This is a genomic window from Roseospirillum parvum (assembly GCF_900100455.1).
Classification (GTDB): domain Bacteria; phylum Pseudomonadota; class Alphaproteobacteria; order Rhodospirillales; family Rhodospirillaceae; genus Roseospirillum; species Roseospirillum parvum.
Map to the genome: position 1 here is coordinate 30,341 of NZ_FNCV01000013.1, position 21,636 is coordinate 51,976.

Here is a 21,636-nt window from a genome sequence, read left to right on the forward strand (position 1 = left end):
TTTTCCTGGTCGCTTGGATGCGTGCCGGTGCCGATCAAATGGCGCTGGGCGCCTCTTCGCCCCCCTCCAGCGGCCCGTCGGACATCGCCGGGCGATCAGTTGACTCGCCAAGGTCGATCAAGTCGCCCGCCTGGAAGGTGATCCCGATGATCCAGGCAAGAACAACCAGGGCCAACAGCGCCAACTGGGCCGAGGTGCGCAGGTCGGGAAACGAGAATGGCAGCGAGAAAATCCTTTTCGCGGCCTGCCATTCCCGCGCGCCATGGCCAAGCAACCCGCCGAGACCGGGCGACTTGCGCAGCAGGTCAGGCGCCACCGCCAGGCCCACCAGAACACTCCCCGCCAGCGCCACGACCGAGGCCAGCACCCAGGTCCAGGCCGCATCGAATCCCAGCGAAGTCACCGCCAGGCTCATCAGGGGCCACAGGAAGAAGTGGTCGGCCACCTCCTGGCTGCCCAGGAGCGCGAACAGCAGGGCGAACGGCAGGGCAATGGTGGCCAGGGTGCGCTCGCGGCGCTCCTCCTCGATCACCTTGTCGTTCTTGCGGGCATCCTCCTCGGCGGCCAGGAAGGCCTGCATCTGCTCGATCTCGTCGCGCACCATGCGGTATTCGGCCTGGCAGCCGGTCTGCCGGCTCATAAACTCGAACAGCTCCCGCCCCTGGACCTGGCTGCTGACCTGTTCGAACCAGATGTGGTTGGTGAAGTGCAACTGGCCCCGGTGGAGGTAGTGGTAGAAGCCGGTCAGGGCCGCTTCCTGCTCGGCCCGGGTCGGACTTTCCTTGGCCGCCTTGAGGGCGTCGTTGACCTCAAGGGCGAAGGCCCCGAGCACCGCCACGTAGCCCTGGGAGATCAGGAACATGCGCCGATACATGGTGGGCATGTGTCGGCGGTGGATCATTTCCCGGCTGGGCTCGCCGTCCGTCCCCACGAACATGAAGCTGTGGGCGGTGGCGGCATACCAGGAGCCCCACTCCCGGTAACGGGTGTAGAGGCCGCGCCGGAACTCTTTCAAGGCGAACCGGCTGTCGTAGGCATGACCGTTGCCGTAGGGCTCGACGGTGGACAGGCGGGCCAGCATCACCTCCCAGTCGGCCTTGCCGGCGGGGGTGGTGGGCTGCCCGCCAGCCACCACCACCGAGGTCAGCACCCGGGCCCGGTCGTCGAACAGGGCCCGCACCCAAGGCCCGCCGGGAGACGCCTCGGGGCCTTCGAAATCCGCCGGCTCAAGCCCCAGGGCGTGACACAGCAGCCCCAGGAACCAGCCCTCGAAGGGGGTCCGGGAGATCGCCTTGCCGTGCTCCAGGGTGTGCGTTTCCTCCTTGTTGTGAAAGGTGAGGGTGGTCCGGGCGCTCTGTTCGCCCTCCTCGCTTTCCATGGTCGAGTGGGTGAAGCGCAGCTTGCCGTTGAACTCGACCACCTGGCCCAGCGGGCGGCCGAGGATGGGATGGCCCGGATCGAGCAGATCGGGCCAGTTGACGTTCTTGAAATCCTTCTTGCCCTCCTTCGTCAACGCGGGTTCCGCCGGGGTTTGCTCCAGCGTCCATTCGACCATCACCACGTCGTTGTAGAGGAAATGGAGGCGCAGATCGCACAGCGGCAGGCTGAGCTGCTCCCTATAGCCTTGCCGATGAACGGACAACGAAAGCCCCTCTGTCGGCAGGTCGACGGAGACCATGGCATGGCCCTCCCTGAGGGCCTCCTGCGCCTCCTCCCAGGTTGTCAGCCTGGGGGCCACCAGATCCCGCAAATGGGGCAGGAAGTAGTCGCGATCCGCGTCCTCGATGGGCACCAAGCCTGGCTTGCCGCCTTCGGGTGCCTCGGCCCGTCGGTCGTTCAGGCTCTTCAACACGCGCTCTTTCAGGGCGCTCATCGGTGGTTTGGCGCACCCACCGGCGTCGGTTGTCTCGACCCGGTCGACCTCGCGGTCCAGGCGGTCGCCCAGGAACAGGGCCTGACAGAAGGTGGTGCGCCAGGCGGTGACACGCCGGTTGCCGGTCAGCAGGTCGTCGAGCAGCTTGCCGACCAGGTCCGACAGCGCCTTCGACTGCCCCCCCAGGCGGTCCTCGGCGCCGAAGTAGGCGCTGTCTCCTCCCCCGGCGTAGCAGACCAGACGACCGATCCCGTCCGGCCAGGCGGCCCGCACCTCGGGCGAGAACCACTGGGCCACCTGGTCGCGGCGGCTGCGGCCGCCGGAGAACTCCACCAGCCGCGGGGTGGGCCCGCCCTTGTCGTGCCCAGTGCCGAAGACCAGCAGCATTTCCAGGGTTTGGGAAAGGTCATGGTCTTGCTCTTCCTGGGCCAGCTTATAGACGGCGTCGGCCATCACCCAGCGGTGTTCCACGGGAACCTGGGCGAGCAGAAGGCGCGGTGAGCCCCCTGGCCAGGGCACACCGTCCAGATCCAGCCAACGGGCCTGGGGGTGCCACTTCTCGTCCCCGGATGCTTCCTTCTCCTGGGGAGGCTCGCCGGCACCGCGGTGGCTGTTGAGAGCCTGGGAAAGCACCGCGCAGGCGTCGGCGATGCTGTATTGGGTCTTCTTGCACTCTTCCTTCCAGGGTGCCTTTTCTGGATCGAAGGCCTCCAGGTCATGGGGCGCGTTCTCGGCGGCGAGGCGGGCGATGGTCAGGTCCCGGCGGCGGATGTCCCGTACACACGCCTCGACCGTCTTTCCGAGGGCCTTTGCCACGGCGGCCAGTTCGGGAATGAAGCCGCGATCATTGGCCGCGACCAGGGGAATGTCCTGGCGCAGGTCCTCCGGGAGTTGCGCCATGTCCACATCCAGCAGCAGGAGAAGCTGCTCCAGGGAAGACAGGGCATTGCGGTGGTCGAGGATGTTGCCGTTGCCGTCGGCATAGATGTGATGGTCGACCAGCATCACGGTGCGCCCGCTGGCCTCGATCCGCCGCCTGACGGCGGGCTGGGACATCTCCACCAGCACCACGGTGTCGGCCAGTTCGCTGACCTCTTCGGTGCTTAGCGCGCCCCGGGCACTCCAGCCGTGGGTCAGCACCTTCGGGGTGGGCCGGATGGTGTGGTTCCGGCGCTGCTCGCCGAGGTGCCTGACCAGGCGCACGATGGTCAGCGCCTCAAGATCATTGAGGGCGACCACCACGGTATGGGTTGCCCCCCCCGCCTTGTGGTCCGACACCTCGCCGGGCTGGCCGCTGCCGTTGCCCTCTGTCACCATGCCGTTGCTCCCTGAAGATCCGCCACCCGGCGGCGGCTTTCACGTGGCCGAATGGCCGTTGGCGGGCTCGAGAAGATGGCGGATGCCGGCCAGGGCCCGCTCGCAGGCGTCCACCTCGCGGCCGATGCGGCCCCGGTCGAGATGGTCCAGGCGGCCGTCGGCCAGGGCTTCGTGCACCGCCTTCAGGATGTCGGTGGCCTCGATCATGGTGCGCACGGCGCTGCCCCTCAGATCACCGAGGCCCTCCTGCTGGCCGAAATCCCGGCGATCGAGGACCAGCAGGTCGGTGTTCCGGGTGAAGTACCGAAGCAGGTCCCCGTCGGGGAGCATCGCCACCAGGGATCGTATCTCGTCGGCGCTGAAGGGGGTGCGCCCGCTGATTCGGGCGTGCAGGGCATGGTAGCTCAGGCTCAGCCCGTCGGCTGCCGCCTGCACTTCCACCAGTTTCCTGACCACCAGAAGATTGTGAACCAGTTCGGCGAACTCGCGCCCCCGATCCCCCATGCGTCCCTCTCCCGAACATCGCGCGCAACGGCAACTCCCAGCGCGCACCCGACCCGATCACACCCCGATCACAACCCGCTCAGAACTGGGGATCGCCGCGATGGCTCACCCGGCGCACAAGGGAAGGGCCGGCTCCCGCCTGTCGTCCCGGCGGCGGGCAGGGTAGGCCGCCACCCGGCCCCCGGCAACCCGCAAGGGTGGGGGCGTTTCTGTTTCGGCGTGCTACCTGGCGGGAGAAAGTCAAGCAGTTCGCAACGGATCACGCAGTTATTTTCCTGCCCCGCCTTGATCCTTTTTCAATTTTCGAATGTGGCTCGCTGCCGGGTTCTTTCCATGGAAGCCCCCGAGGATAACGGCGACCCGCGTATCGTCTATCAAATCACGCATGCCACACCCCTCAACAACCTCCTTGGATATGTAGATGTCCATTTTGCAGTCCGGACTTTTGACATACCCGAATCCTTTATATTGCCTGTAAAACTTGACCTTTCCGAAAATTTCGTTTTCCTCGGCCAAGCGGGGCATCGGCTTCCGTGACGACGGTGTCTGCCGCGGCTGCTGGGCGTCCGGGGTGTGGCCCTCGGTCAAGAGGGGGGGCAGTTGGATGCCGGCCGTGGGGTCCTCGCCGCCGGCGGTGCCTCCACTGATGTCGCGCAGGTATTGGTGCTGCCAAGGTTTTGTTCTGTCATAGTTTGCGGCGCACCATTTGAAGGTTTCCTCTTCGGCTGCGGGCTGTCTTCTTTGAAACGCATTATGCTGCGTTTGGTTGAGCGGCGGGTGGACCAGCCGTTCGCCGATGTGGCGCGGCTCGCCGATGCCCATCAAGTGAGCCCGCACCCAGGGGGGCATGGCCTCCACCACCCAGGCGGCCGCGTCGGTTGCGTCAAGTTCCTTGCAGTCGCGTTTTTCGGGCGTCCACACCATGTGCTCACGCCCGCATGCGAACGGGTCTTCCTCGCGATAACGTTTGCGGCGATCAACGGCGACAACCTTGTCCACCTGGATTTGCACCCGGCCCAGGCCGATGGACTTGCCCAGTCCCAGGCGGTGGCGGAAGTGCTCGCTGGGCCGACAGGCGAACAGCAACAGATCCAGCGCCTCCTGGGGCAGGTCGTCGAAGTCGATGCAGAAGGTGAACCGGGTGCCCGGCTTCAGCGGGCGGGCAAGAACCCGCTGGTTGTTGTTGCCGTCATTCTGGGGCGTCCAGGATTTGGCGCGGGTCTCGATGGCCGCTTCTCCCAGAGGCTCGGCAGAGGGGTGAAGGTACATCTTGCGCCCGCGCGCGCGGTGTTCCTCCGAATTGAGCCTCGACTTTTCAATGAATCGATCGCGCTCTTTCGGGGTAAAGTAGAGCGCTGGCGAGGGCGGCTTGGGCGAGGCCAGGATCTTCAGCCTGACCTCTTCCATGAAGGGATCGTAACTGGCGCAGCGGCCGGGATGGCAGCGCACCCGTCCCTTGAGGGCCACGGTATCGTCTTTCCGGTCGGCCTTGCCGCCCTCGTGGACCTCCACCACGCCGAACATCAACTCGGCCGGGGTCAGGAAATCCCGCTTAGGACTGAGCGGCTGCGCGCCCCTGGGGAAGTAATCGTGTACAGATCCTTTTGGCCTCTTCTTGACCTTGAAATCTTTTTCAAGCACCCGCATGGCCGAGTTGCTGGCCGCCTCGACCAGGGCCGAGAGCATCCCCTTCAGGGTGGTCGCCGGAATCGCCGGCTGGCCATCGATCATGTAGGGCTCGACCCGGGTGCACCGGGTGTCGGGGTCTTCTGCCTGCCCGGCCCCGATGACCAGGGGGTCCTCGGCGGTCAGGGTGCAGGTGATGCGCCCCGACAGGTGGCCTTCGTGCCAGCGGGCGTGGCTGAAGTTGCCCCATCCGCCGGCGGGGATTTGCTCCTCCTCCGAGGCGCGACCTTGCCCCCCCTGCAAGGCATCGCGGACCTGTCGCAGGTGATGGGTCGGCCCAAGACAGGCGTTTTGCTCCCCGTTCTCGCCCCCTTCGACCACCGGGACGAAGTGGTAGGTGTTCAGGAATTCGGGCATCAGGCCGCCTCCCCGTTGGCCAGGTGTTTCTCGCGCAACGCATCGACTGCCGCGCGCAGGGGTTGGGCGAGCGTCGAGGCGCCGAGCCTAGCCCAGGGAATCCAGTCCTTCGGGGACTCACCCTCCAAGTCAAGCACCCCGCCGTCTCCCGTCACTTTCAGCGAGAGGGTCGCCTCCGCCCCTCCGTAGCCCTTGGTGGACCCGTAGCCGAAGGTCAGGTCGCCTTCCGCCAGATCACGCAGGACCAGAACCAGCAGCCCCACGTCCTCCAGACTGGTTCTCTTGGGGTCCAGGTCCAGGCGCAGGCAGCCCGTGAAGGTGGGCCGGTCGAAGGCCTCGATGTCGAACTTGGACGAGCCGCTGGCCCCGCCGGTGAAACGGTCGATGGCGACCAGTTCCTGGTGCGCCGTTACCGCTTCCCCCTCCAGCGTGAAGGGATCGATGCCCAGGCTGGCCCGCCAACTGGCGGCCCCGAACAGCCGCTGGCTGGGCAGCCCCTGGGCCCGGATGTTGGTGTCGGCGGTCTGCTTTCCCCGTCCCGGGCGATGGCCGAAAGGTTCCTCGTCGTCCGTCAGGGTGGCCAGGATGCGCTCCGCCCGGGCCCGCAGCACTCCCTTGATGGAGGACGCCGGCAGCACCGGCTTGCCCGCGTGGTCGACCCGGGGCATCAGGCTTGCCGTGCGCTCCCCGCCTTGGGCCTTGTTGGCCTCTTTGTCGCTTATCACCCGGCTTGGCTCGGAGAGCAGGAAATGGTGGTCGAACTGGAGCCTCAGTTGGCAGATCAACTCGGGGTGGACCTGGGCCTGTTGGCGCCAGCCGGTGGCCTTATTATGGATTGCCGTTGCCTCGCCTTCGGGCACATCCACCAGAGCCGCCTCCCAGGTCCTCGGGGCGCCCTGGCCGATCCACTCGGCAAGGTCGTCGTCACTCAGTCTTTTCAGCGCGCTGCGCGCCCACGTGAAGCGCCCGTGGCCGCGCCCGGTCATCGCCCCCAGGGCGAGCCGCGGCACCTCATCGCCGGTACCGGGATTGAATCCCTCCAGCAGGGCCAGGGCGAGGGTCACCAAGTCGCGCCCCCCGTCCTTGGCATCGGGCGGCACATCCAGATCCAGCGTCACCTTGAAGGTGGCGCCGGGGTCGACCACCTCCTTGAAGAACAGATGCCGGTCAAGCGCCGCCCCGGAGGCCCGGTCAATGCGCACCCCCGTGTCGACCTGGCTGTTGCGATGGGTGTTGCGCAGCTTCACCGGGCTTTTCGCGCGATCCGTGGGTTCTTCCATCGGGGCGTAGTGGAATTCCAGACGGCCGCCCAGGAATTCCAGACGGCTGCCCACGGCCTCGCCGTTGGGATCGGCGGCGGCGCCGAACAGGGTGTCACGGGCTTTCAAGGGGGCCTTCTCGTCTTCCGCCCCCCAGAGACAGTCGGGCAGATGGGCCCTGGCCCAAGCCTGCATCGCCCCTTTCAGGCCGCTGGGGGTCAGGCAGGGGCGGCCGGTGGCGTCCACCACCACGGCCTTCACCTTGGGAGGTTTCGCCTCCTCGCCTTTCTCGCGTCCTTTCAGTTCTTTCCAGCTCTCGACCCCTCCGGTTCCCAGATGAAGGGGGGTGTCGGTGGTCAGGGTGCCCTCGATGCGCCAGCGGCGGATGCGGGGGGATTGGGTGTCGGTCATCAGGCGGCACTCCCCTGGCTGGCGATCACGACCGGATGGTCCTCGTCAGGCTTGGGCGTGGCAATCCCCGCCTGGCCCAGGTCGAGATCGACGCGCACCGCGCCGTAGCCGTTTTCCGGCACCAGGGGAGTCTTGCGCCACCATTGGATCGGGTCATCGCCCAGCCCGTAGTGCTTGGCCAGCTTGTCGGTAAGGGGCAGCCCGTTGGCCCGCCAGCGGGCGATGCATTGCTCGGCCTCTCCGGACTTCGCCTCCAGGCGAAACACCGCCCCCGGTTGGGTCAGCAGGAAGGGCCGGTATTGGCCACCGCCTTGATAGGCTTTCCAGATGTACGCCCCACCCCACAGGCGGTGGCGGGACCACTGCTCTTCAAGCTTCAGGCTGTTGTTCGAGGCATCGGCGAAAAAGCTCTGGTAGGCCGTGAACAAATCCGCCTCGCCGGAGGTTTCCGACAACTCCGGCCCCAGCATCAGGGCCGGGGTTTGCAGAACCAGGGTCCACGGGCCCGCCCCGTTGCGGCTCCCTTCCGGGATGTGGTCGGCCAGGCCCTGGGCCTCGAGCCAGACCACGTCGGCCGCCGCCTTGGTCTTGCCGACCCACCACAGGCCCGGCTCGGCGATCAGGCTTTTCAGTTGTTCCAGCACCTGGTCGGCGGTGTCCTTGTCCATCTCGGTATCGAGGCCGATCTCGCCGGCCCACAGGAAGCCGTCGGGCGTCACCATCTCGTAGGCGAACAGCTCGGTGTTGCGGACCCGGCGCTTGTCGTGGTCGATGCTGGTGCGCACCCTGAGGTCCCGGCCCGGCGCCACCCAGCCCCGCGCCCGATCGGCCTTGGCGTCGATGGCCGGCTTCCAGTCGGGGGCGAAGGTCGGGGCCTGGAGCCCCTCGTCATCCGAAAACAGGGTGTCGTCCGGGGTGCCGACCATGTCCCACAGGCTCTTGTCCGGCCCGCTGGCCAGGCTGACCGGCAGGCTGACCGGGCGACGCCGCTTGAGGGGCGGAGGCCCCTCCCCGGGCGGAGTGGTGGACACCGGCACGAAATGGCTGACCCGCAGGCGGTGGAAGTTGGCCGCGAGGTCGGGCCGGTCGCGATCAAGGTTTTCATCGATCCCGGCCCCCCCGCCCTTGCCCAGGGCGGCCAGCCACTGGGCGGCGATGGCCCCCTTGATGGTCGCGCCGGGAATGATTGCGGCTGATTCGAACAGGTTGTTGGACAGCCGGTGCTCGGGCACGCAGAACGGCTGGCGGAAGCGCAGCAGAACCGTGACTTTGCGGGGATCCTTGGAGGGCCGCAGATCGAGCGTGGCCATCTCCGCCGGCACCGAGGTTTGTGTCGGCTCGCTGATCTCGGCCTTCACCAGGCGGCCGAAGCCCAGGGTGCGCAGGGCACCCATCTGGGTGTTCCAGCGCAGCGCCGTCTCGACCGCCTGCCTGATGCGGCCAAGTTCCTCCTGATTGGCGACCACTCGGACGGCGCCGCAGAAGGTCACCAGGGTGCCCGGGGGGAAGGGGGCCTCCACCACCTGGAGCATGCCCTTGGCGACCGACCCCTTGTCGGGGTCCATCTTGATGCGCACGATTTCCTCACCGCCCGCCTGGGCGGTTTCCGGCTCGCCCAGGCAGACCAGATCGTCGAACACCACCCGCTTGCCGGGCTCGTGGCGGGTGGCCTCCTCCTTGCCGAACCAGGCGTTGAGGTCTTCGGCTTTCACACCGGCCAGATCGCCCAGCTCGCCCAGTGCGGCCCGCACCCGGCCCAGAACCAGGGTTCCGGGCAGGACGATGTTGCCCTGGTGGTCGCGCAGGGTGGGGCTGTCCAGGCCCAGGCGGCCCATGCCGGTGGCGTGCACCAGGACCGGGGCGCGGACCACCAGACGCAGGGTCAGGTGGTGCTTGCGGATGGGATCGGTCATGCCGCGTCTCCCTGGGTGCTGGCTTGCTCGGCCTCGGCTTCCGGGGCGACGTAGGCCCACAACTGGTCGAGGTGGTAGAGCCCCTGGAACCACGCCGCCGACCCCGTCTTGGCCTTGTCGGAGAGGGTGTGGAGCAGACCTTCCAGGGTGGCCTTTCCGTCGAACTCCAGGTCCTTCCAGGTCTGGCCGGCCTGGGCAAGGTCGCGTGCGATGAAGCAGGCCCGCACCATCCGCTTGAGCTGGCGCTGGGGCAGGCCGTCGGGCGCCTTCAGGCCCGGCAGGTGTTTGCTCAGCGCCTCCACCCCATCCACATCCAGGATCAGGTGGCGGGTCTCGGCGCCGGGGAGGGTCAGCGCCGTGAGGTGGTCCTCCGCCCCGTTGCCCAGGTGGTCGAAGGACTCAAGCACCTGGTAGGCCAGGCTGGAGCACTTGCGCCCGCGCATGCCGTCCTCCTTGGCCAGGTCGGCCAGCTCGCGGGCCAGGGCCACGACGCGATGGATCGGCGCCTTGTAGCCGCAGAAGACCAGGCCCAGGGCGTGGTGCAAAGGGTCGTTCCCGATCTTCCATTTGGCGCTTTGGGTCAGGAACTGGTGGGCCACCGCCCAGCCCTCCCAGGCGGGCAGGACCAGCATGAACTCGTCGCCGCCCCACATCAGGGTTTCCAGACGCAGCCGGCCGGTCGGGGCCCGCTCGTCCTCGTCCTCGTCCTGTTCCTTGGCCTGACGGGCATCATGGGGCGAGACCCGCCAGCGGCGCTTGTTGGCCTCCTCGACAGCCTCTTCCAGGAGCCATTTCAGGAACTCGGCCCGGGTGCGTTTGACCTCGGCGTCGAAGTCCTTCTGGGCCTTGATGGCGGCTTGGTCCTTGTCCTGCCCCTTCTTGATGGCGGTCTTGATGGCGGCGCTGATCTGCTTCCGCTGGATGCCGGTAAAGCCGTTGCCGTCCAGGTAGAGCACCGCCATCTTGTCGTTCAGGGGGCCAAAGGAGGCGCTTCCGGCGATGTCCTGAAAATGCCGGGCAAAGCGTTCGTCGTTGATGCGTTCGGAAAGCGGCGGCTTATCCTGATCGGCGCCATTGTTCCCCTGGCCCTCAAGGTCGCGGCGCAACAGGTTCTGGTAGAAGTTGACCCGCCTCTCGTCGATGCCTTTCTGGTCCACCCCGTGCCCGCGCCGCACTTCGGTGGCGCGGCTCAGCACCCGTTGTTCCCCCTTGATCTTGCGCGGCTTGCCCTGGGCCGGGCGGATGCCGTCGATCTGGCAGACGGCGGGAGTGTCACCGTTGGTGCCGGCGTCGACCAGAGTGGGCACGGCCAGGCCCGGGCTGGCCAACTGGCGGCGGCGAATGCGGGCCATCAGCCGCTCGCGGTCGGCGACGAAGCCCTCCGCGCTGGCCGGCACGCTGTCGACCAGAATGGTGGCGTGCTGGAAGTACGCGTGCCCGTTCAGCCATTCGCGGATCTCTTCCACCAGCGTCTTGGCAGCGTCGGTATCGCCGGTGAAGCGGAACAGACCGGCCGAAGCCCCGGTGGAGATGGGCTCCAGGTAGGGGCGACTCTGGCCGTTGTACTTGTCACACAGGTCCTGGATGGCCTCCAACAGCAGCAGGCCGCCGCCCCGGATGGTGCTGAGGTCCTGGGTGTCGAGAATGAAGGGGTCCATGTTGACCCCCTCCACGCGGATGTAATGCGTCGCGCTCACCGCTGGCGTTCCTCCCTTCCGTCCGAGGGCGGCTGGTGGCCGGGGCGGCACCGCTTTTGGCGCACAGGGCGCCGAGGCCGCCGGCAAGAGGGTAACCACGTTAAGTGCCTGTCCGGCCACAAATCCACCCCAAAGAGCAATCCCGTTTTGATTGACTTCTCCGCGCCGCGTGTTCTTAAAGCGCTGGTGGTGCCGCCGCTTCGGCCCGGCCTTTGCGTGAACGTGGCAAAACCTTGGAGTCCGCCATGCCGGACAACGTCCTCGACCAGGCCCTGGAGAGCCCCTCGGAGACCGTCGAGTCGGCCCGATTGCCCGAGGTCTGGCGCCAGCTCGACATCCGTTTTGAGTGCGGCTGGCCGGGTTGGCTGGATCATCCCTGGCGCCTGCCGTCCCGACTCCGGGGGGCGATCGGCCAGCAGATGCACCGCTCGGCCTCGCCGCAGGCGCGGGATGGATTGCCCTGTCCGTGGCGTCCGCCCTCGTCCTGGGATGTCTTTTTCCGGGACCGCCGGGTGAGCGGACTGCGCCAGCCGTTGGCCAAGCCGTGGGTGATCTCGGCCGAGGGCGATGCCGGGCGGGCACGGCTTGCGATCACCATCCGGCTGTTCGGCTGGGCCGGCGAGTGGGCCGGCGAGGTGGCCGAGGCGGCGACCCAGGCGCTGTCCGGGGCGGCCCCCGGGGGCGAGGCACAACGGCGGCTGGCGTTGGACATCCGGGGGCGGGAGATGGGGGTCTGGGAGGGCGCGCCCGACCTCGACTGGCCGCCCGGGGTGCCGGCGCTGGTGGTCTTTCAGACCCCGGTGGTGTTCCGCGCCGGCCAGCGGGCCCACCCCACCCTGGCCGGTCTGCCCCTGCGGCTGGCCGATCGTCTGCAATCCCTGGCCCCGTGGATGGGGGTGCGGCTGACGGTGGAGGCCGCGGCGCTGAAGCGGCTGGAGAGCGACCTTGAGCGCGACGAGCGGGGGCTTCAGCCCTGGCGGGGTTGGCGCGGCAGCGTGCGCCAGCCCCGGCCGGTGCCGGTGGAGGGGCGGGTGGGAAGCCTGTTGCTGGGCCCGCCGCCGGCGCCGCTGCTCCCCCTGCTGGTGCTCGGCCAGTGGACCCACGTGGGCAGCCACGCCGCCCTGGGCCAGGGACGCTATCGGGTATCGCCGGTGGGCTGACGGAGCGGCCTTTCGGGAACGATTTCCCTGGCGGACACAAAAAAAGGGAGCCGATGGCTCCCTTTTTTTGTGTCCGCGATCAACCCGGCGTCCGCTCGAGAGCACGGATGAGTGCTGATCACGAGTGCCAGGAGAACGAGTTTGACGTCCGGTCTCAGTCCGCTCGAGAGCGCGGATGAGTGCTGATCTAACCCTTTTTCCACCCCCCTCTTTCTGGAGGCGCGGTCTCAGTCCGCTCGAGAGCGCGGATGAGTGCTGATCCTGGGTTCTCCAGACATCGGAGGTGCCGGTGTACCACCGTCTCAGTCCGCTCGAGAGCGCGGATGAGTGCTGATCACAAGAATACGGAGGAGATCATCTCCATCGCCGTCTCAGTCCGCTCGAGAGCGCGGATGAGTGCTGATCGGAAGCCCGGATTACCGGGCAGGTTCGGATGCCGAAGTCTCAGTCCGCTCGAGAGCGCGGATGAGTGCTGATCTTGCGGCTGCTGACTACCCCAAGATGGAGAACGGTGTCTCAGTCCGCTCGAGAGCGCGGATGAGTGCTGATCTCGGCCCGCTCTGGAGAAGGAGATCGCGATGAAGTCTCAGTCCGCTCGAGAGCGCGGATGAGTGCTGATCTCTTTTCTTTCCTCTTCCCCTTGTTTTAGGAGGAGTCTCAGTCCGCTCGAGAGCGCGGATGAGTGCTGATCTTTGTTACTCTAACCGCCCGCCACAAGAGGTGGTGGTCTCAGTCCGCTCGAGAGCGCGGATGAGTGCTGATCCCCGGACCCCATCCCCATCCCGGACCCCGTCCCGTTCCGTCTCAGTCCGCTCGAGAGCGCGGATGAGTGCTGATCTTACTCTCTGGAACACCTTGGTCAAGCTGAAAATTTTGGCGCTCATTCCAGATGGAGGCACCCTCTTGGCGACAGGGCGGATCGAATTATGGCAAAAGCATGGCGGAAAGGGAATTTTTCATTTATTATCAATACTCCTTGAATTCCAGACGGTTCGCACAGGCCGATCTTTGAGTGTATGACATAGATAAAACCCTCCTCTCGGGAGCCCGCCATGTCGGTCTTTCAACGCCTGACCGAGGTACCCGTTCTGGCCACGGCCTGGGACAAGGTCAAGGCCAACGGCGGCGGTCCGGGGGGCGACGGGCAGACCCTGGGGCAGTTCGAAAGCGGCCTTCAAGGGCGCCTGGCCAGCCTGTCCGACGAGATCAGGCGGGGGCGCTACCGTCCGGGGCCGGTGCGCCATGTGGATATCGCCAAGCCCTCGGGCGGAATTCGGCGGCTCAGCGTGCCCTGTGTGCGCGACCGGGTGGCCCAGACGGCGGTCGCCCAGTGGCTGACCCGCCACCTGGACCCCGAATTCGAGGACGCCAGCTATGCCTATCGCCCGGGGCGGTCGGTGCAGCGGGCGGTGGCCCGGGTGGCCAGCCTGAGGCGGCGGGGCTACACCTGGACCCTGGAGGGAGACATCGCGCGCTTTTTCGACGAGGTGCCGCATGATCCCCTGCTCGCCAAGCTGGAGCGGCATGTGGGCGATGCCCGGCTGATCGACCTGATCGGCCTGTGGCTGGAGGCGCTGGCCCCGGGCGGGGTGGGGCTGCCGCAAGGGGCGCCGATCTCGCCGGTGCTGAGCAACCTTTACCTGGACGAGTTGGACGAGCGCCTGGACGGCCACGGGGTGCGGCTGGTCCGCTTCGCCGATGATTTCGTGGTGCTGTGCCGCAGCGAGAAGGACGCCGAGCAGACCCTGGTCCGGGTGGCCGGTCTGCTGCAGCCCCTGGGCCTTCGGCTGAACATGGAGAAGACCCGGGTGGTGCCCTTCGAGAAGGGCTTTCGCTTTCTCGGCCGGCTGTTCGTGCGCTCGCTGGTGGTCGAGGAATTGTGGGACGACGCGGAAGGTCTGCCGGCCGCCGCCGAGGCCATCGTCGGGCGGGTCGACGCGGCGGCGGCCGAGGAAGCGGCGGCCCGCCGGGGGGCGCCGCCGGCCGGGGTTCTGCGCCCGCTCTATGTGGTCGAACCGGGGGCTTCGCTGCGGGCGACCCGGGGTGGGCTGGCGGTGTGGGTGGAGGGGCGGCCGGTGCTGGGGGTCAATCTGCGCGACGTGGACCGTGTGGAACTGCACCCCGGCACCCATGCCCGCGACGATGCCTTGCGGTTGTGCGCCAGCCAGGGGGTGCCGGTGTCCCTGATCGGTGGCGGCGGGGCGCTGGCGGCGACCGTGGAGGGGCCTCTGTCGGCCCGGGGTGCGTTGCATCTGGCCCAGGCCCGGCTGATCCTTGACCCCGAGCGGCGGCTGGCCACCGCCCGGGCGATCGCCCACGGGCGGCTGTTCAATCAGCGCTCGCTGTTGCGGCGGCTCAACCGGGGGCGCGACGAGCCCTTCGTCGCCCAGGCCTGTCAGGCCCTGGGGCGGGCCCTGCGCCGTCTGCCCGAGGCCCAGGACGTGGCCGCCGTGATGGGGGTGGAGGGCGAGGCCGGGGCGCGCTATCACCCCGCCCTGGGGGCCCTGCTGCGGGCTCCGTGGGTGTACCGATGGCGCCGTCGCCGGCCGCCGCCCGACCCCTTCAACGCGGTGCTGTCGTATCTGGCGGCGTTGCTTTATCGCGATGTCTCGGCGCTGATCGCCCGGCGCGGCCTGCATCCCGGGTTCGGGGTGCTGCATGCCTGTCGGGATCACACCCTGGGGCTGGCCTCGGACCTGGTGGAGGAGTTCCGGGCTCCGCTGGTCGAGGGGTTGGCGGTGTATCTGGTCAACAACCGCATCCTCGGCCTGGAGGGGTTCGGCCCGGGCGAGGACGACGCCTGCGCCATGACCCAGGGCGCCCGGCGCACCCTGATCGGGCGCTACGAGGCCTGGCTGGACCGCCCGGTGGTCAGTCCGGCGAGCGGCCACAAGGTTTCCTGGCGGGGTCTGATCCGCGACCAGGTCAACCTGTTCGCCGGCCATCTGGAGGGCGGGGCCTATGTGCCCTACGCCCTGAAGAACTAGGGCAGATCGCGCGAAATGTGACTCGCAGGGCGCTTCAGATTTCGCGCGATCTGCTGTCGATTCAAGGTTTAGAGCGCGTCGCCCCGGGAGTGCCCGCCATGGCCGAAAGCCGCATGCTGACCGTGTTCTGCTACGACGTGAGCGACGATGGGGTGCGCCGGCGGGTCGCCTCGGTGCTGGAGGACGCGGCGGTCCGGGTCCAGGGAAGCGTTTTCGAGGCCTGGATGAGCGCCCCCGAGGCGGCCCGCGTGGCCCGGGTGGTGGCCCGCCATCTGGAGGACGGCGACAGCCTCAGGGTCTATGCGGTGGGGGCGGAAGGATTGCGCCGCAGCCGGGCCTACGGCCCGCCGCCGCTGCTGCCCCGGGACGGCCACCTGATGGTCTGAACGGCGCCGCGCCGGGGGGGGGGCGTTAAGGGAAATCAAGCAGACCCGCAAAGGGGGCCTCGCGGCCCCCTTTTCTCGTGTTCTGGAAGGCCGTGCACGACGGTGTTTGCCGGCCCGGGCGGCGTTGACCCCGGCCCTGGCCACCGACGCGCCCCAGCCCGCTCGAGAGCGCGGAATGGCGGCCATCTCGCCCAGATGGAGATCCCCTCCGCTGAGGAGCAGTTTCAGTCCGCTCGAGAGCGCGGAATGGCGGCCATCCCTGGATCCCTCCGGGGAGGGGTCCCTTTTCGTTTCAGTCCGCTCGAGAGCGCGGAATGGCGGCCATCGCCTTCGAAAACGCCTCCCTGACGGGAGGAGAAGGGTTTCAGTCCGCTCGAGAGCGCGGAATGGCGGCCATCCGAATTCAAGCGTCTTCCTGAGGGGAAGTTGAAAGTTTCAGTCCGCTCGAGAGCGCGGAATGGCGGCCATCTTCGGGGGCGGTCGAGGAGGAAAGGTTCGAAAGGACCGGCGTTTCAGTCCGCTCGAGAGCGCGGAATGGCGGCCATCCTGGAACGAAAATCCAACCCTGACCCCACCGTAATCCTGGGTTTCAGTCCGCTCGAGAGCGCGGAATGGCGGCCATCCAGGGCGCGCCGCCCTTCCTGAAAGAGCTCGCCAGGCATCGTTTCAGTCCGCTCGAGAGCGCGGAATGGCGGCCATCTTACTCTCTGGAAGTGCTTGGTCAAGAAGAAAAATTTCCGCGCCATTCCAGATGGTTGCGCAATCAAAGCGCGAGTTGGGTTCAGAATGTGGCAGAAACATGGCGGAGTCCATGATTCCCTTTTATATTCAAGGGTGACGAAATTCCACACGGTTCGCACATGTGCCCTTATGCGCGTGCTTAATGGCCGATGAATACACTTTTACGTGTGTCTGCCGCCCGGAACAACGGGCGACGGACAGCGCCCGTACGCATGCCCCCAAAGGCATCGGGCCGGGGCCGTTCGGGCCCCGCCCAACGGCAGACGGAGGAGTCGAGATGGCCTCGGCGGGGCGCCCCGTCAAGGCGCGCCCCGGGGACGCAGACCCGCACCTCCGGGGGGGGCGCGACGCCCTGCCGCCTTCCTCGGGCGGTGGCGTCACCCCCCGGCTCTCGACGGTTGCAGGGGCGGGGGCCGGGGGCCTATGGTCGATCACGGTTCGTCGAACGGGAGGTCCCGATGTCCACCGACCCCACCCCCGCCACCCCCTGGAGCGCCGACGGCCTGCTGGTCGGCTGGTCGCTGGAGGCGGAACGGCGGCGCCTGCCGATCGGCTTCGCCCGCCAGCCGGAACCGCCCGCCGTGCCCCGGGCGATGGGGCGCGACGACGAGGCGCTGATCGTCGACGGCCCCGATCCCGAGGGCCTGGACGCCATCCTTTATCAGGGCAACGGCCATCTGATGACGGTGGCCTCGACCGGCGCCGGCAAGGGGGTGGGCTGCATCATTCCGGCCCTGTTGAGCTATCCTGGCTCGGTGATCGTGATCGACCCCAAGGGCGAGAATTACGCCGTCACCGCCCGTCGGCGGGCCGAGATGGGGCAACAGGTCCATGTGCTCGACCCCTTCGGGGTGACCGGGGCGGCGGACCCGGCGGCGCTCAACCCGCTGGACCTGCTGCCCCGGGGCGCGGAGCTGGCCGAGGGCGTGGACGACGCCACCATGATGGCCGAATTGATCATCCAGGGCGCCGCCTCCACCCGCGAGCCCTTCTGGGACATGACCGCCCAGGCGGCGTTGACCGGGATCATCCTGTATGTGGCCGGGCACGCCCCGCCCAACCTGCGCACCCCCTCCGAGGTGCGCTACCTGCTCAGCCAGGGGCGGCGCCAGATGACCAGCCTGCTGGGGGAGATGGCCAACAGCCCGATCGCCCATGTGCGCGAGGCGGCGGGCATCGTCTCGGGCATGGAACCCAAGATGGTCGCCTCGGTGATGAGCATCGCCCAGACCCACAGCGACTTCCTGAAAAGCCCCGCCGTGCGGGCCAGCACCGGGCGCACCACCATCCCCCTGGGCGAGCTGACCGAGGGGCGGCCGATGACCATCTATCTGGTCCTGCCGCCGGACCGTCTGGAAAGCCATGGCAAGCTGCTGCGCCTGTGGATCGGCGTGCTGATGCGCGCCGTGGTGCGGCGCAGCCGGCCGCCCGAGACCTCGACCCTGTTCCTGATCGACGAGGCGGCCCAGCTCGGATCGCTGAACCAGTTGCGCCAGGCGATCACCCTGCTGCGCGGCTACGGCCTGCAAACCTGGACCTTCTGGCAGGACCTTTCGCAGCTCAAGCGGCTTTATCCCGATGATTGGGAGACCATGCTCAACAACTGCCGGGTGCTTCAGTTCTTCGGCATCAACAACCTTCAGAACGCCCGCCAGGTGGGCGCGGTGAGCGGCTTCGAGGACGACCGCGAACTGGTCGAGCTGGACGGCGACGAGATGCTGCTCTGTCTGGCCGGCGACGACCCGGTGATCGCCCAGAAGCCCAACTACCTGCGCGACTCCCCGTTCGGGGGCCAGTTCGACCCCAACCCCTTCCACATGCGGGGGGACGAGGACCGGGTGACGGCCCGCCGGCCGCGCCGGGTCTTCCAGTTGCCGGTGTCGTCGCGGCAGCGGCGCCGGGCCGAGGCCGGGCAGGCCTTCTGGGCCCTGGCCCGGATGCTGGCTCCGGAGCCGGGCGGAACGGTCAGCGAAAACCTGCTGGCCAGCCTCGACCTTCTGGGCGAGCAGTTGTTGGGGACCAGCCAGGGGGCCAAGGTGCGTCGGCTGTGGACGGCGATGGCCGAAGGCGGCGCCGACGCCCCGCCTGACGGTCCCCTGGCCCGGGAGCTGCGGGCGGCGATGCCCGACGAGGGGCCCTACTCGCGGGATTATCTGGAGCTTCTGTTCAATCAGCCGATCGATGAAATCCTGAAAGGGATCGCCCCGCTGGTGCGCGCGCGCAACCGCGCCGCCGACCCGCCGCCGCGGGAGGACTCCCCGCGCCGGGCCGGATAAGGGGCCTTCTGGGCGATCCGGAACGGGGGTGCGGCGACCGTTCGCGCCAATATTGGAGGCTCTGGGGCGGGATCAGGGGCGTGGCGTCGAGGTCGGGCCTGGCGCGCGGTGGTGCAGGGCCCGGGCGGTGAGCAGGATGACCCCGGAAAGGCGGCGCAAGGCGCGGATCAGGTGCAGGGAGCGCGGCGGGTCGGTCCACAGGCGGTCGGCGGCGACCACCGCCGGCCAGTCGATCCCGGCCCCCGGGGGCGCCTGGCCCTGGGTTCGCATGGCCTGAAGGAAGAGGTCGGCGAGCAGGCCGTGGCCGATCACCGTGGGATGCAGGCCGTCCAGACTGACCAGGCCGCCACGGGCCACGCGGCGGCCGTTCCGGCGCGCCGGCGCGGCATGGAAGAAGCGGCCATCCAAAGGGCCGGTGCGGGCGCGCAGGGCCCGGGGCAGGGCGACCCGGGGGCGGCCGCCGGTGCGGGTCCAGGCGGCCCCGTCGAGGGCGGCCCCGGTCTCGACCACGATCCAGCGCGGCCGGGCCAGCCCCGCGTTCAAGACCCGGGCGGTGTGGCGGATGGTGGCGTTGTAGGCGTCGATGGTGGCGTCCAGGAACAGGCCCTGATCGCGGCAAAGGTGGGGACCGCCATCGGCGACGAAGGACTCGCCGAAGGGAAACCAGGTCCAGGCCTCCGGATGGTGGACCCCCTCGACAACCCGCCGTCCGCCCACCCCGCGTAGCAGGGCGGCGCTGGTCAGATGGGGCAGGGTGCCCAGATAGACCCGCCAATGGGGATCACGGTTGCGCCGCATGGCGGCCTCCAGGTGGTCGGCCAGGGTGGCGTAGTCGGCCGCGAAGTCGGCCGGGCTCCAGACCGTCCACCCGCGGGCGGCGCGCGCCAGGTGGTCGAGGCCGGCCAGATCGCGCCCCGCCTCCCCCGGGGTGGGCCGAATGGAGAGGTGGCTGGCGGCGGCAATGGCGTTGTTGGCGCCCAACCAGCAGACCACCCGGCGTATCCCCCGTTCCTCGGCGTGGCGGGCCAGCCAGACGACTTGCGAATGGTCGTCCAGGGCGGCGTCCAGGCGCGGGTTGAGCATGCGCAGGGCGGAGCGATGAAAAGGACGTGAAGGGCCGCTCAGAAAGCCGTCGGAGAGCAGGCCGCGGTCCGCTCCGATGAGCTGTTGGCAGAGCCCCGGGGTGACCTGCCAGGCATCGGCGACCATGAAGCCGAAGCTGGCCACGTTGGGCCACCAGGGGGGATCGTCGGCCCACTGCCCGGGGCGGTCGCGCCGGGTGCTGCCGGGGCCGCGCTCGTAGTGGGTTTCGGCCTGATCGAGAACGTCGTTGACCTGGGCGGTGGCGGCCAGCCAGACATCGGGCCGGCGCGCCCGGGCGAGGCTCTCAAGGCGGTGGAAAACAGCCTCGAGATCGACCGGCAGGCCGCCCGCCGGCCAGAGCGGCGTGGGCCAGCCGGGGTCTTGCGGGTCGGGCGCCGCCAGGGCCTTGGCCAGCCACACCGGCCAGCCCCGGTCCGCGCCGCTGACCGTGCCCGAGATCAGCCCCTGGGACAGGCTGTCTCCGATCACGAAAAGCGGCAATGTGCGGCAGTCGCCCATATCCAACCACGCGGTGTCCCCGGATCGCCTGAGAGTGCGTCAGCCTGGAGGGCATGGCAACCTTTGGCCGTGTGGACAACGTTCAGGGCACCTCGATCAGATCCAGGCGCAGCGCCTTGACCAGGGCCTGCTCCCGGGTCCGGGCGCCCAGCCGGCGACGGGCACTGGCGATATGCACATCGACCGTGACCCGGGCAATGCCCAACTCGTGGGCGATGGCCTTGTTGAGCAGTCCCTGGCCCAGCAGGCTGAGGCATTGGCGCTCGCGCGGGGTCAGCCGGGGCGGTGGCGGCGGGGCAACGGGGCCGGAGGGCGAGGCTGCAACGGCGGCGTTCTGGTGCATCGGCGTGTCTCCCTCGGTTGTCCTGAGGGGAGCAGATAAGCCGACCTCGCAGGCCGTCTCAATCAAACCGAGAGCTGTGATTTGACATGTCTCGGGCCGAGTTGCCCGGGCGCCGACCGCGAGCCCGGCCCGAGGCGCCTACCAATGGCGGCGATAGGCTTCGGCGACGGCCTCGAAGCCCGGCAGATCGCTGCCCAGGAAATCGACCTCCACGACCCGGGCTACATCGAACAGGCCGGGGCAGCGGGGGCGGTTCTGACGCACCTCGTCGATCAGGTCGGTGGCAACCAGCAAAACGGCCCGCCCGTCGCCGCCCAGGAAGTGGCTGCGCCAATAGTCCGCCTCCAGCATGCTGTCGCGGATGTGCTGGCGGTCGGCGCCGTCATAGATCGGCGTCAATGCCTTGCAGGAGGTGAAGGACAGAACACCACCCCGCCGGGCGATCACATCGATCTCGTTGATCCGTTTGCGCGGTCCGCCGTCCGCCGGCCGCGAACTCGCCCACCAGGCAACCCGCTGACTGAAGAAAACCTCATCGGCGCCTCCGGCGCGGGCGGCCAGGGCGGCGAACTCCTCAAGCCAGGCCCCGGTCAGGTAGGCCCGCGCCCAGGGTTGGGGGCAGGAAACAAGGTTGCGGGCGCGATCCCACTGAATTGCCTCCGCCCTTGCCAGTTGCCCCAGAAGCTCCCGGTCGGCGGGGTCGGGGGCCGGGTAGCGAAAGGTCTTGCCACCGGCGGCATTGGCCAGGGCCTTCTTGAAGGCGTGCAGGCGGGGATAGGCGCGCCAAAGGTACTTGGTCAGCGGTGCCCGCGTCGCCGCACCGGCCACGGGCCGGACCGGAGTCTCAAGCTGGATGCCGCGCCGGGTGAGGAGATGGCCGATGCTGCCCATTGTCTTGTCGCAAGTTGACCGAAGTGTAAGTTGACCGAAGCGTAAGTTGACCGAAGCGCAAGTTGACCGAAAAGAAAATCGAGCGAAACGAGGCATGGGCGCCTGCCGGGTCGGCCGGTCATCCAGCCCCACCGTCTTAGAGTCTGATTCGAAACTCCGTGAAGGATATCAGGGCCTTGCGAGAAGGCGGGTGACCCGCCGAATGTGGGCGAGAAGGAGCCATGTTTCGGCGC

13 protein-coding genes and 2 CRISPR repeat arrays are annotated in these 21,636 nt (G+C 68.2%); of the genes, 4 read left to right on the plus strand and 9 right to left on the minus strand.

The window, feature by feature from the left end; all coding sequences use genetic code 11:
* Positions 1 to 34: 34 nt before the first annotated feature.
* The 6 genes from BLR95_RS14045 to BLR95_RS14070 all read right to left on the minus strand — a co-directional run bounded on the left by BLR95_RS14045 (position 35) and on the right by BLR95_RS14070 (position 11,017).
* A complete protein-coding gene (locus BLR95_RS14045) occupies positions 35 to 3,190 on the minus strand; it encodes a hypothetical protein (protein ID WP_092621527.1) in 3,156 nt (1,051 codons plus the stop codon).
* Positions 3,191 to 3,229: 39 nt separating this feature from the next.
* Positions 3,230 to 3,694 carry a hypothetical protein gene (locus tag BLR95_RS14050; protein ID WP_092621530.1) on the minus strand — a complete coding sequence of 155 codons (465 nt, stop codon included), beginning with the start codon at positions 3,692 to 3,694 and terminating at the stop codon, positions 3,230 to 3,232.
* A gap of 267 nt (positions 3,695 to 3,961) precedes the next feature.
* Positions 3,962 to 5,737, minus strand: a complete 1,776-nt coding sequence (locus BLR95_RS14055; protein WP_092621533.1) for an RAMP superfamily CRISPR-associated protein — start codon at positions 5,735 to 5,737, stop codon at positions 3,962 to 3,964.
* Positions 5,737 to 7,407: an RAMP superfamily CRISPR-associated protein gene (locus BLR95_RS14060; protein WP_092621536.1), complete on the minus strand. Its 1,671-nt coding sequence runs from the start codon at positions 7,405 to 7,407 to the stop codon at positions 5,737 to 5,739. Before BLR95_RS14060 ends, BLR95_RS14055 begins: the two co-directional genes overlap by 1 nt.
* Positions 7,407 to 9,320 carry an RAMP superfamily CRISPR-associated protein gene (locus BLR95_RS14065; RefSeq protein WP_092621539.1) on the minus strand — a complete coding sequence of 638 codons (1,914 nt, stop codon included), beginning with the start codon at positions 9,318 to 9,320 and terminating at the stop codon, positions 7,407 to 7,409. The genes BLR95_RS14060 and BLR95_RS14065 overlap by 1 nt, the downstream gene beginning before the upstream one ends.
* On the minus strand, positions 9,317 to 11,017 hold the full coding sequence (locus BLR95_RS14070; protein ID WP_092621542.1) for a hypothetical protein: 1,701 nt from the start codon (positions 11,015 to 11,017) through the stop codon (positions 9,317 to 9,319). The genes BLR95_RS14065 and BLR95_RS14070 overlap by 4 nt, the downstream gene beginning before the upstream one ends.
* Before the next feature lie 245 nt (positions 11,018 to 11,262).
* Here BLR95_RS14070 and cas6 point away from each other — a divergent pair, with 245 nt between their 5' ends.
* The 4 genes from cas6 to BLR95_RS14090 all read left to right on the plus strand — a co-directional run bounded on the left by cas6 (position 11,263) and on the right by BLR95_RS14090 (position 18,567).
* Positions 11,263 to 12,177, plus strand: coding sequence for a CRISPR system precrRNA processing endoribonuclease RAMP protein Cas6 (gene cas6 / locus BLR95_RS14075; protein WP_092621545.1), 915 nt, complete (start codon positions 11,263 to 11,265; stop codon positions 12,175 to 12,177).
* An 83-nt stretch (positions 12,178 to 12,260) separates the two neighbouring features.
* Positions 12,261 to 13,015: direct repeats of the CRISPR family, unit length 37 nt; unit sequence GTCTCAGTCCGCTCGAGAGCGCGGATGAGTGCTGATC.
* Positions 13,016 to 13,229: 214 nt separating this feature from the next.
* Positions 13,230 to 15,164 (plus strand): CRISPR-associated endonuclease Cas1, encoded by a 1,935-nt coding sequence (gene cas1 / locus BLR95_RS14080; RefSeq protein WP_092621548.1) that lies wholly within the window; start codon positions 13,230 to 13,232, stop codon positions 15,162 to 15,164.
* A 98-nt stretch (positions 15,165 to 15,262) separates the two neighbouring features.
* Positions 15,263 to 15,550: a CRISPR-associated endonuclease Cas2 gene (gene cas2, locus BLR95_RS14085; RefSeq protein WP_092621551.1), complete on the plus strand. Its 288-nt coding sequence runs from the start codon at positions 15,263 to 15,265 to the stop codon at positions 15,548 to 15,550.
* Positions 15,551 to 15,700: 150 nt separating this feature from the next.
* A CRISPR array of direct repeats spans positions 15,701 to 16,250; the repeat unit is 37 nt; unit sequence GTTTCAGTCCGCTCGAGAGCGCGGAATGGCGGCCATC.
* Positions 16,251 to 16,749: 499 nt separating this feature from the next.
* Complete coding sequence (locus BLR95_RS14090; protein ID WP_092621554.1) at positions 16,750 to 18,567, plus strand: type IV secretory system conjugative DNA transfer family protein; 1,818 nt, start codon at positions 16,750 to 16,752, stop codon at positions 18,565 to 18,567.
* Positions 18,568 to 18,639: 72 nt separating this feature from the next.
* On the opposite strand, the gene BLR95_RS14095 is transcribed toward BLR95_RS14090, so the two are convergent.
* From BLR95_RS14095 to BLR95_RS14105, 3 genes are all read right to left on the minus strand, one after another.
* Complete coding sequence (locus BLR95_RS14095; protein ID WP_143131024.1) at positions 18,640 to 20,139, minus strand: hypothetical protein; 1,500 nt, start codon at positions 20,137 to 20,139, stop codon at positions 18,640 to 18,642.
* Positions 20,140 to 20,251: 112 nt separating this feature from the next.
* Positions 20,252 to 20,512: a helix-turn-helix domain-containing protein gene (locus tag BLR95_RS14100; protein ID WP_092621560.1), complete on the minus strand. Its 261-nt coding sequence runs from the start codon at positions 20,510 to 20,512 to the stop codon at positions 20,252 to 20,254.
* 138 nt (positions 20,513 to 20,650) lie between these two features.
* Entirely contained in the window at positions 20,651 to 21,499 is an 849-nt protein-coding gene (locus BLR95_RS14105; protein WP_143131025.1) for a PDDEXK family nuclease, read from the minus strand.
* Positions 21,500 to 21,636: the final 137 nt, after the last annotated feature.

Bases quoted from the DNA above. Each gene is read 5' to 3' on its own strand.
- BLR95_RS14045 (WP_092621527.1), bottom strand. From the start codon at position 3,190: ATGGTGACAGAGGGCAACGGCAGCGGCCAGCCCGGCGAGGTGTCGGAC.
- BLR95_RS14050 (WP_092621530.1), bottom strand. From the start codon at position 3,694: ATGGGGGATCGGGGGCGCGAGTTCGCCGAACTGGTTCACAATCTTCTG.
- BLR95_RS14055 (WP_092621533.1), bottom strand. From the start codon at position 5,737: ATGCCCGAATTCCTGAACACCTACCACTTCGTCCCGGTGGTCGAAGGG.
- BLR95_RS14060 (WP_092621536.1), bottom strand. From the start codon at position 7,407: ATGACCGACACCCAATCCCCCCGCATCCGCCGCTGGCGCATCGAGGGC.
- BLR95_RS14065 (WP_092621539.1), bottom strand. From the start codon at position 9,320: ATGACCGATCCCATCCGCAAGCACCACCTGACCCTGCGTCTGGTGGTC.
- cas6 (WP_092621545.1), top strand. From the start codon at position 11,263: ATGCCGGACAACGTCCTCGACCAGGCCCTGGAGAGCCCCTCGGAGACC.
- cas1 (WP_092621548.1), top strand. From the start codon at position 13,230: ATGTCGGTCTTTCAACGCCTGACCGAGGTACCCGTTCTGGCCACGGCC.
- cas2 (WP_092621551.1), top strand. From the start codon at position 15,263: ATGGCCGAAAGCCGCATGCTGACCGTGTTCTGCTACGACGTGAGCGAC.
- BLR95_RS14090 (WP_092621554.1), top strand. From the start codon at position 16,750: ATGTCCACCGACCCCACCCCCGCCACCCCCTGGAGCGCCGACGGCCTG.
- BLR95_RS14100 (WP_092621560.1), bottom strand. From the start codon at position 20,512: ATGCACCAGAACGCCGCCGTTGCAGCCTCGCCCTCCGGCCCCGTTGCC.
- BLR95_RS14105 (WP_143131025.1), bottom strand. From the start codon at position 21,499: ATGCCTCGTTTCGCTCGATTTTCTTTTCGGTCAACTTGCGCTTCGGTC.